This is a genomic window from Streptomyces sp. CO7, assembly GCF_053474865.1.
The window spans coordinates 235,387-245,086 of record NZ_JBRIOU010000002.1 but is presented as its reverse complement, the minus strand read 5'-3'; the positions used below and the strand labels follow the sequence as shown (position 1 = coordinate 245,086).

Here is a 9,700-nt window from a genome sequence, read left to right as displayed (position 1 = left end):
GGCCGGCGCAGACGGCCACCAACATCTACACGCGTAAGATCGTCGGCAGCGTCAGATGTGTATAAGAGACAGGCAAGGGTGGCGGAGGCGGCGGCAAGTCCACCAACATCGTCGAGATCCTCGACGTGGCCGTCCCGCTGCGCACGGCCTACGACCAGTGGACGCAGTTCGAGGAGTTCAGCGGTTTCACCAAGGGCGTCCGCGGGGTGAGCCAGAAGGACGAGATCACCTCCGACTGGAACCTGAAGGTCGGTCCCTCCAGCCGCAGCTGGAAGGCCACCGTCCAGGAGCAGATCCCGGACGACCGGATCGTGTGGTCCTCCGAGGGCGCCAAGGGCTCCACCCGCGGCGCGGTCACCTTCCACGAACTCGCTCCGCGCCTGACCCGCATCGTGCTGGTGGTGGAGTACTTCCCGGCGGGCTTCTTCGAGAAGACCGGCAACCTGTGGCGCGCCCAGGGCCGCCGCCTGCGCCTGGACCTCAAGCACTTCGCCCGCCACGTCACGCTCCACGGCGACGAGGAGCTGGAGGGCTGGCGCGGCGAGATCCGCGAGGGCGAGGTGGTCCGCAGCCACGAGGAGGCGATGGAGGACGAGGAGAACGCCCGCGAGGAGGACGAGGAGGGCCGCGAGGACGAGGCGGACGACTCGCTCGACGACGAGCCCTACGGCGACGAGGCAGAGGAGCCGGACGAGGACGAGGACGCGGAGGACGACGACGAGTACGCGGACGAGGAGGACCTCGACGACGAGGACGCCGACGAGGACGAAGCCGCGTACGAGGACGAGGACGACGCGGAGGACGAGGAGCCCGAACCGGAGGAGGAGGACCGGCCCCGGCGGCGCCGCGGTCGCGGCCGCAGCAAGCAGGGAGCGTCGTGACCGAGGTGACCGACTGGGTGGACCCCGCGGACGCGACGGTCTACCTCCCCGGGCCCAACAACAGCACCCTCGCCGACCTGCTGGAGCGCATCCTCGACAAGGGCGTCGTCATCGCGGGCGACATCAAGATCGACCTGCTGGACATCGAGCTCCTGACGATCCGGCTGCGTCTGTTCATCGCCTCCGTCGACACGGCCAAACGCGCGGGCATCGACTGGTGGGAGACCGACCCCGCGATGTCCTCGCGGGCCGCCCGGGACGCCCTCGCCGAGGAGAACGAGACGCTGCGCGAACGCCTGGCGGCCCTGGAACGCCGTCTCGACGGCGAGCCCCCGCGCGACACCGGCACACCCGCGCACCCACCCACGCACACGGACACACACCCGGAGACGCCCACCCGATGAGCAGCAGCGACACCGGCACCGTCACGTACCTGTTCGCCCTGTGCGCCGCGCGCCCGCCCGGGGAGGCGCTGTCCGCCGTCCCCGGGCACCCCGGGGGCGGCCCGCTGCGCACCCTGGAGGCGGGGGAGGTGGTCCTCGTGGTGCAGGACGTGCCCGCCCGCGACTTCCAGGAGCAGGCGCTGACCGAGCGGCTCGAGCGCCCCGAGGAGCTGGAGCGGTGCGCCCTCGCCCACCACCGTGGAGTGGCGGCGGCCGCGCCCCACGGACCGGTCGTGCCGCTGCCGCTGGCCACGGTCTACCTGAGCGACGGCAACGCGGTGGCGGCGGTGGCCTCCCGCCGGGAAACGGTCCTGGCACTCTTCGCGCGGCTGGCCGGCCGCACCGAGTGGGCGGTCAAGGTGCACGCCTCGGCCCGGGAGACGGCCGCCCCCGCCCCCGGCTCACCGGAGCCGTCCGCCGCGGGCGCGGGGGGCGGCCGGAGCTACCTCAGCCGGGCGAGCGCCCGCCAGCGCGTGCGGCGGGACCGGCACGAGACGGCACGGGCGGTCGCCCTGACCGTCGACCGGGCGCTGCGGGCGTACGCCGTGGACGCGTCCTCCCACCGCCCGCAGAGCGAGCAGCTGACCGGCGTGAAGGCGCCGCAACTGCTGAACGCGGCCTACCTGGTCGACGACGCCCGGCGCGGCGAGTTCACGGCCGCGCTGGAGCGGCTGCGCGCCGACGAGCGGCTGCGCGAGGTGGAGATCAGCTGGTCGGGGCCGTGGGTCCCCTACTCCTTCGCCCGCATGGAGCAGCCGGCCGCCACGGCGGGGGCGGGGGCGCCGTGATCCTTCCCGACGCGCGGGAGGACGGCCTCCCGCCCACCGTCCCCTGGGACGGGGACGAGCCCTACGCGCCGATCGGCCTGCCCCTGGTCGACCTCCTGGACCGGGTGCTCGGCACCGGCGTGGTGATCAGCGGCGACCTGGTCATCGCCATCGCCGACGTCCCGCTGGTGCGGCTGTCCCTGCGCGCCCTGCTCTCGTCCGTCTCCGCCCGGGTCCCCTCCCCCTGGGCCGACAGCGGCCCCCTGTGAGGCTCCCGTGAACCCCGCTCCCCTCCCCCGCGACGGCACCCTCGACCTCGACCCCGAGCGGGTCGCCGACGGCCTGGCCGAACTCGTCCTCACCGTCGTCGAACTGCTGCGGCAGCTGATGGAGAAGCAGGCCGTCCGCCGCTTCGAGGAGGGCACCCTCACGGCCGAGCAGGAGGACCGTCTGGGCACCGCCCTGATGCTGCTGGAACAGCGCATGGACGACCTCTGCGCCCAGCACGGCCTCAGCCGCGACGACCTCAACCTCGACCTGGGACCTCTGGGCTCCCTGCTCTGACCCTGCTCCGACCGCGCTCCGGCCGTGTTCCGACCGCCCGGGCCGTCTCTTGTATGCCCTTTGTATGCGCGCCCCCTTCAATCGCCGGATCACCCCCACGACTTGGGAGGATCCATGGCGGGACGAAGACTCACCGCGCGCTCCGTGCCGGCGGCGCTGGCGGGGCTGACGATGCTCACCGCGCTGCTGCAGGCCGCCCCGGCGTCCGCGGCCGCGGACGCCGGCCGCCCGGCGTTCCGTATGCCGTTCGTCTGCGACCAGAGCTGGCGCGGCAGCAACTGGGAGGGCCACAGCCCCTCCCACTCGATCGACTGGAACCACTACGACAGCGCCGGCAACCCCGACGACCTCGGCCGCCGGGTCCTGGCCAGCGCGGGCGGCACCGTGCTCTCGTCGTACTACGCCACCGACACCGGCTACGGCAACACGGTGGTGATCGGCCACGGCGACGGCTGGCGGACCCGCTACGCGCATCTGCAGAGCCGCGACGTGCAGGCCGGCGACACGGTGACCCGGGGGCAGCGGATCGGCACGGTCGGGGCCACCTCGGCGCTGTACTCCCTCTCCCCGCACCTGCACTACGAGCAGATCCACGACGGGTCGGTGGTCGTCGCCGTCGTCCAGGGCGTCACCTGGAGCGACTACCTGGTGCGGTACCAGACCAGTACGAACGGCTGCTGAACAGGCCCTCCCCCGCCGCCCGGAGGGCGGTCCCGGGCATCACGCCGAGCTCGGCGGCGAGCAGCCGCCGGGCCTCGGCGTAGGCGGCGCCGGCCTCCGCGGTCCGGCCGGCGCCGTCCAGGGCGCGCACCAGCAGCTGCCACAGGTCCTCCCGCAGCGGGTCGGCGGCGATCCGGGCGCGCAGTTCGGCGACGAGCGTCCCCAGGTCCCCGACGCGCAGCCGCTGGCCCAGGCACTCGTCGAGGGCGACGGCGCGCAGCTGGCCGAGGCGGGTCAGCACCGGGTCCCACAGGACGCTGCCCGGCAGGTCCTGCAGCACGTCGCCGCGCCACAGCCCCAGCGCCGACTCGTAGCCGCGCAGGGCGGCGGCGTGCCGGCCCACGTCACGGGCGGTGCGCGCCCGGTGGAGACGGCGTTCGAAGAGCAGCAGGTCGTGCTCGAGGGCGGGAACCTCCAGCACGTAGCCGCCGTGGCGGGTGCGCAGCCCTCCGTGGTCCACACCGGCCGTGGCCAGCGCCGCGCGCAACGCGCGTACATAGGTGCGAAGGTTGGCGACGGCCGACCGGGGCGGCCGGGAGGGCCACAGGACTTCGGTCAAAGTGTCCAGCGAGACGAACTCCCCGGGCCGCAGCAGGAGCGTGGCCAGCACCGCCCGCGGCTTGGGCCCGCCGAGCGGGACAGAGCCGCGTGTCATCGGGCCTCTGATCTGCAACGGGCCCAATATGCCGAACGTCGGCTCCCTCATCACTTCGCCCCCATGCCCCGCCCCCGGCTCATCCGTGACCGGGGCAGCGTAACGACGCGGGCGCGAACGGAACAGGACGTGTCGCGTCCGCACGGGGCGGCCTGGCTCAAGAGCCCATTGACGGTGTGCCGGTGCCGTCAGCAGACTCACGATCCCCACAAGTGAACGAACCGGTTCCCCCCGTGCCGGTTCGACGACCCGAGCGGAGACCGACCTCATGGGACGCGGATCAGAACTCCCCTTATTCGCCGCGCTGCTGGGCAGACACGGGCCCGAGCGCCGCCGCGTCGGCGCCCTCGCCGCCGCCGCGCTGGCCCTCACCACCACCGCCGCCGCGCTGGCCTCACCCGAGGAGGGGACTCCCACCGAGCTCACCGCGGCCACGTCGGCGGCAGCGGCCTGCGGGGACGGCGCGTACCAGGCCGAGGCGGTGCTCAACGGCTCCACCTGGACGGCGAGGCGCGGCTCCACGACGGTGTACACCGGCTCCGACCTGCGCTCCGCGGTCCAGGCGGCGGTGGGCAGCCTCACCGCGGGCCGGACGTACAAGGAGCGGGTGGTGGTCCGCGGTTCGGGCTCCATGTCGGCGGGCTCGCGCATCTCGCTGCCCAGTTACACCGCCCTGGACGTCTGCGGCACCATCAACGTCACCGGCAGCGGGTCGGGCGACCAGGCGCCGGTGTACTCACGCGGCACCCGGGACGTGGAGGTCCAGCACCTCAACGTCACCGGGACCCCGCTCTACGGCATCTTCCTGCGCAACGTGCAGAACGTGGTGCTCGGCCAGATCGACATGCGGCTCTCCTCCGGCCTGGGCGTGCGCATCGACAACCGGGGCGACACCAGCCAGTGGACCCGCAACGTCCGCATCGACAGCGTCTACGTCTCCGGCGCCTCCAGCCACGCCGTGGAGACCTACGGCGTGGACGGCCTGAGCATCGGCACCGTCACCGCCCGCAACGTCGGCGAGTCGGGCCTGCTGCTCAACCAGACGATCAACGCCACGGTGACCAAGGTGGACGCGGAGAACGCGGGGACCGGCACCGGGTACGCCGCCTTCCGGATGGCCAACCGCAACGGGCGGGTGGGTAGTTCGTACCCCACCAACATCCGGGTGGGCGAGGTGGTCGCCCGCGGCGGCGGACGCGGCGTGTTCTGCGTCTCGGAGAGCGGCGGCGCGGTCATCGACCGGGTGAGCATCTCCAACACCGGCAACAACGCGGTGCTGATCGAGAACTGCTACAACGTGACCCTCGCCGCCCAGAGCGGCACGGTCAGCGGCGGCGGCGAGATCCGCCTCGCCGCGCGCACGGAGTTCCCGAACAACTCCGACATCTGGATCCAGAACCTCACGGTCACCAACTCGGCGATCCGCGAGAGCCCTTGCGGGACGAACACGACGTTCCGCAACAACACGCTGGTCAACAGCAGCCAGTCGATCTGCTGACCGGGACGGGGCCGTTCCCCGGGGGCCGGCATCCGCGCGGTGCGGAGCTTCGAGGAACCGGTCCCGGTGCCGGCGAGGCCGACGCGGGCGGGCTGCGCGCCAGGAAGGCGACGCGGCTCGCCCGCCACCTCGTCGACTTCTCGCCCCGTAGCGGCGGCGCCCCCCGTGCGGTGCCTGTTGGCGTGAGCCGCATGTCCCTCCCCCGTGCGTAGACGCCCCTCGAGCGGCCGGGCCCTTCGTGGTCCCGGCCTTTCGCGCGTCCGCCCGCCTCGATCCCGCGGGCGTCATCCGTCACCGCACGAGGGACTTCTGCATGTCTGCGTCCGTTTCCCGCCCGTCCTACGCCTCCGTCCTGCGCGACCCCCGCATGGCGCGCGTCTTCGCGGCCGCCCTGGTGGGGCGGTTCTCCTACGGCGTCCTCTTCGTGGCCCTGATGGTCACGCTCACCCGGGCCGCCGGCTCCTACGCCTGGGCCGGCACCGCGATCGCCCTGTTCGGCCTGGCCACCGTGTTCCTCGCGCCGGTGCGCGCCGCTCTGGTCGACCGGTACGGCCGGCGGCGCGTCCTGCTGCCCATGGCCGCCGTGTACTCCGCCCTGCTGGGGTGCCTGAGTCTGACGGCCTGGCGGCCGGGGGCCCCGCAGTGGGCCCTGCTCGCCCTCACCCTGTCCGCGGGGGCCTGCGCCCCGCCGCTCGGGCCGGTCATGCGGGCCCTGTGGAGCGAGACGTTCGCAAGGCGGCCGGAGCTGCGGCAGCGGGCCTCCTCCCTGGACACCGTGTGCGAGCAACTGCTGCACGTGCTGGGCCCGTTGATGGCGGGCCTGTTCATCGTCCTCGGCAACCCGGCGGCCGGTGTGGCCGCGTCCGCGGTGCTCGTGCTCGGCGGGACGGCCGCGATGGCGCTCGGGCCGGCGGTGGACCGTCGGGACGACGGGCCCACGACGCGGACCGGCGCGACCGCCGGGCAGGTCGGGGCCTCCGTGCCCAGGGATCCGGTGGTGGTGGCCGCCGCCGTCGGCTTCACCCTGGGCGCGCTCAACCTGCTGGTCGTCGCGTCCGCCGAGCACCACGGCCGTCTCGCCGCCGTGTCGTGGCTGGAGGCGGCCACCGCCGTCGGCAGCACGGTCGGCGGCATCGTGTACGGCGCCCGCACCTGGCGTCTGCCGGGCCGGGCGCGCCTGCCGCTGTTCGCCCTCGCCCTCTCCGTGGCGCTGGCCCTCACCGGGCTGGCGCCCGGGCTGCTCGCCCTGACGGCGGGGGTCGCGCTCGTCGGGCTGTGCGTGTCGCCGGCCCTGGCGACCGCCTACCTGGCCGCCGACGAGAGCGCGGACCCGGGCGCCCGGGTCCGGGCCGGCACCTGGGTGAACAGCGCCTGCAACGCGGGGTCCTCGTGCGGGGCGGCCGGGGTCGGCCTGCTGCTCGGCGGCTTCCCGCTGCGGGTGTGCTTCGCCCTGGCCGCCCTGCCCGCGCTGCTCGCCGCCCTGGCCGCCCTCCCCGGGCTGCGGCGACCGGCCGCGTCGGCCCCGTCCACGGTCCGGGCCGGGAAGGCCTGTCCGGCGGCGACGGACGCCTGAGCGAAACCGAGGAGCACGGTCCTCGTGCGTCCCGCCGGTCGCCCGGCGGGACGCACGACGTCCGGCGCTCAGGCCGTCACGGCGTGTGCACCGACGGCCGCGGCGCGGTGGGCATGCCGTCGCCGAGGAAGAAGCTCGGGTGCGGGGGCTGGTTGTAGGCGGTGTTCTGCCAGGCCACCGCCACCCGGTACTGGGTGTCGTGCATCAGGGTGGTGATGCGCCGGCCGGTCTCGTTCGGTGACGAGTAGACGCGCAGGGCGCGGTTGTCGGTCGTGGGCCAGACCGCCTCCTCGCGCCAGTCGCCGAACAGGTCGGCGGTGAGCGCCGGGTTGGCCTTGGTGCCGTTGTTGGAGTGGACGCCGGAGGCGGTCAGCAGGCGGGTGTCGGAGCCGGTGCCGTACTTGTCGATGTGGGTGCCGTCGAGGAGTTCGCGCACCGGGTCGCCGTCCCACCAGATCACGAAGTTGCTGGAGGACGGCTTGCGGCCGATGTTGCGGCCCTTGGTGTCGGACAGGCCGGAGACCGCCGAGGACCAGGACTCCGCGCCGGGGCTGCCGGCGTGGACGTCGGCCGAGACGCCGCGGCCGTTGTCGCAGCCGCAGGAGGCGTGGCTCCACAGGATCTGGCCGGTGCGGGCGTCGGCGACCCAGTCGGCGTACTTGCTGCCGTCCTCGTCGACCTTGAAGACCTCGAGACCGGCGTGGGACGGATCGAGGTCGCCGACGTGCAGCGCGTCGCCGTGGCCCTGTCCGGTGTTCCACAGGCCGCGGCCGGTGTCGTCGAGGGTCATGGCGCCGTAGACGATCTCGTCCTTGCCGTCGGCGTCCACGTCGGCGACCGAGAGCTGGTGGTTGCCCTGACCGGCGTAGGAGCTGTTGCCGCTCGCGTTGCTGTCGAAGGTCCAGCGCCGGGTGAGCTTGCCGTCGCGCCAGTCCCAGGCCGTGACGACGGTGCGGGTGTAGTACCCGCGGGCCATGACGAGGGAGGGCCGCTGCCCGTCGAGGTAGGCGGTGCCGGCGAGGAAACGGTCCACGCGGTTGCCGTAGTTGTCGCCCCACGAGGAGACCGTGCCGCGCGGCGGCTCGTAGTTCACGCTCTGCATCGCGGCGCCACTCTGCCCGTTGAAGACGGTCAGGTACTCAGGGCCGGCCAGGACGTAGCCGGAGGAGTTGCGGTGGTCGGCGCTCGCGCTGCCGATCACCTTGCCGGTTCCGTCGACGGTGCCGTCGGCGGTCTTCATCGCCACCTCGGCCCTGCCGTCGCCGTCGTAGTCGTAGACCTGGAACTGGGTGTAGTGGGCACCGGAGCGGATGTTGCGGCCCAGGTCGACGCGCCACATCCGGGTGCCGTCGAGCTTGTACGCGTCGACGATCGTGTTGCCGGTGTACCCGGACTGGGAGTTGTCCTTGGCGTCGGTCGGAATCCACTTGACGACGAACTCGTAGCGGCCGTCGCCGTCGAGATCGCCGACGCTCGTGTCGTTGGCCTCGTAGGTGTAGGAGCCGCTCACGTTCGATCCGCCCGGGGGTGGGGAGATCGGCACGTCGCGGTAGCCGTTCGCGAGGGCGAGGGAGGCCGGGGAGGCGGCCTGCTCGGCGCCGTCCACCACGGCCCGTACGGTGTACGAGGCGCTCGCGGACGCGCCGCTGTCGAGGTGGCTGGTGGCGCCGGTCAGCGGCGAGGAGTTCACCTTCGTGCCGTCGCGGTACACGTTGAACGCCACGTTGCCGGGGTCGGTGGCCAGCCAGCGCCAGGACACCAGGTTGCCGGTGCCGCTGCGCACCGAGACGACACCCCGGTCGAGCTTCTCGACCTGCCGGCCCTGGCCGGCGGGCGCGGTGGGTCCGCCCGTCGAACCCCCGGTGGTACTCCCGGTCGTGGAACCCGAGGTCGACCCCGAGGTGGTGCCGGACGTGGTGGAACCGGTGGTGGAGCCGGACGTCGAGCCGGACGTGGTCCCCGCACTCGTGCCGCCGCCCGTCGTGGAGCCTTCGCAGACCGTGCCGTTGAGGGTGAACGAGGACGGCACCACCGGCGTCGCGGAGCCGGACAGCGAGCCGTTGAAGCCGAAGCTCACGATGGCGCCGGAGGCGACCGACCCGTTGTAGCTCAGGTTCTTCGCCGTCACCTGGGAGCTGCCCAGGGTCACGTCGGCGCCCCAGGCCTGGGTCACCGCCTCACCTCCGGCCATCGTCCACCGCAGCGACCACGAGGTGACCGGGTCGCCGAGGTTGGTGATCTCGACGTTGGCCCCGAACCCGCCCTGCCAGGCGTTGGTGACGGAGTAGTTCACCCGGCAGCCGCCCGCCGCCGCGGCGGCCCCGGCCGACAGCTGCGTGGCCCAGATCCCGGCGCCCGCGAGGAGAGCGCCGGCGATCAGGACCGCGGCCGGGCGCAAGGGTAAGGACACACCTCTGGAAGTCTTCGTTCTCACTGGTCCTCCGGAAGACATGGGGGGAGACGGGAGCCGCCCCCGCGCCCTGGAACAGACATGGGAGCGCTCCCAGGAAGTCGGGGACCATCAACCCAGACACCGGTGCCGCCGTCAACGGCCCCGACCCGCTTGGCGCGAAAGTTTCGGACCGGGCGGGTGGAGCGC

9 protein-coding genes and 1 pseudogene are annotated in these 9,700 nt (G+C 73.3%); 8 read left to right on the top strand and 2 right to left on the bottom strand.

Annotation, left to right across the window (positions count from 1 at the left end):
* Positions 1-71 precede the first annotated feature (71 nt).
* From ACOV8S_RS03015 to ACOV8S_RS02990, 6 genes and pseudogenes are all read left to right on the top strand, one after another.
* A pseudogene (locus ACOV8S_RS03015) lies at positions 72-881 on the top strand (SRPBCC family protein); the annotation flags it as partial.
* 5 nt (positions 882-886) lie between these two features.
* Complete coding sequence (gene gvpJ, locus ACOV8S_RS03010; RefSeq protein WP_448317332.1) at positions 887-1,285, top strand: gas vesicle protein GvpJ; 399 nt, start codon at positions 887-889, stop codon at positions 1,283-1,285.
* Complete coding sequence (locus ACOV8S_RS03005; protein WP_448315955.1) at positions 1,282-2,112, top strand: GvpL/GvpF family gas vesicle protein; 831 nt, start codon at positions 1,282-1,284, stop codon at positions 2,110-2,112. Before gvpJ ends, ACOV8S_RS03005 begins: the two co-directional genes overlap by 4 nt.
* Positions 2,109-2,360 (top strand): gas vesicle protein, encoded by a 252-nt coding sequence (locus tag ACOV8S_RS03000; protein ID WP_382557768.1) that lies wholly within the window; start codon positions 2,109-2,111, stop codon positions 2,358-2,360. The genes ACOV8S_RS03005 and ACOV8S_RS03000 overlap by 4 nt, the downstream gene beginning before the upstream one ends.
* Before the next feature lie 7 nt (positions 2,361-2,367).
* Entirely contained in the window at positions 2,368-2,655 is a 288-nt protein-coding gene (locus ACOV8S_RS02995; RefSeq protein ID WP_448315954.1) for a gas vesicle protein K, read from the top strand.
* A gap of 114 nt (positions 2,656-2,769) precedes the next feature.
* Positions 2,770-3,336 carry a M23 family metallopeptidase gene (locus ACOV8S_RS02990; protein WP_448315953.1) on the top strand — a complete coding sequence of 189 codons (567 nt, stop codon included), beginning with the start codon at positions 2,770-2,772 and terminating at the stop codon, positions 3,334-3,336.
* Here ACOV8S_RS02990 and ACOV8S_RS02985 read toward each other — a convergent pair.
* Positions 3,284-4,030, bottom strand: coding sequence for an AfsR/SARP family transcriptional regulator (locus ACOV8S_RS02985; RefSeq protein WP_448315952.1), 747 nt, complete (start codon positions 4,028-4,030; stop codon positions 3,284-3,286). The genes ACOV8S_RS02990 and ACOV8S_RS02985 overlap by 53 nt on opposite strands.
* Before the next feature lie 268 nt (positions 4,031-4,298).
* Here ACOV8S_RS02985 and ACOV8S_RS02980 point away from each other — a divergent pair, with 268 nt between their 5' ends.
* Positions 4,299-5,528, top strand: a complete 1,230-nt coding sequence (locus tag ACOV8S_RS02980; protein WP_448315951.1) for a hypothetical protein — start codon at positions 4,299-4,301, stop codon at positions 5,526-5,528.
* A 313-nt stretch (positions 5,529-5,841) separates the two neighbouring features.
* Positions 5,842-7,101, top strand: a complete 1,260-nt coding sequence (locus ACOV8S_RS02975; protein ID WP_448315950.1) for an MFS transporter — start codon at positions 5,842-5,844, stop codon at positions 7,099-7,101.
* A gap of 76 nt (positions 7,102-7,177) precedes the next feature.
* On the opposite strand, the gene ACOV8S_RS02970 is transcribed toward ACOV8S_RS02975, so the two are convergent.
* On the bottom strand, positions 7,178-9,499 hold the full coding sequence (locus ACOV8S_RS02970) for a rhamnogalacturonan lyase family protein (RefSeq protein WP_448315949.1): 2,322 nt from the start codon (positions 9,497-9,499) through the stop codon (positions 7,178-7,180).
* Positions 9,500-9,700: the final 201 nt, after the last annotated feature.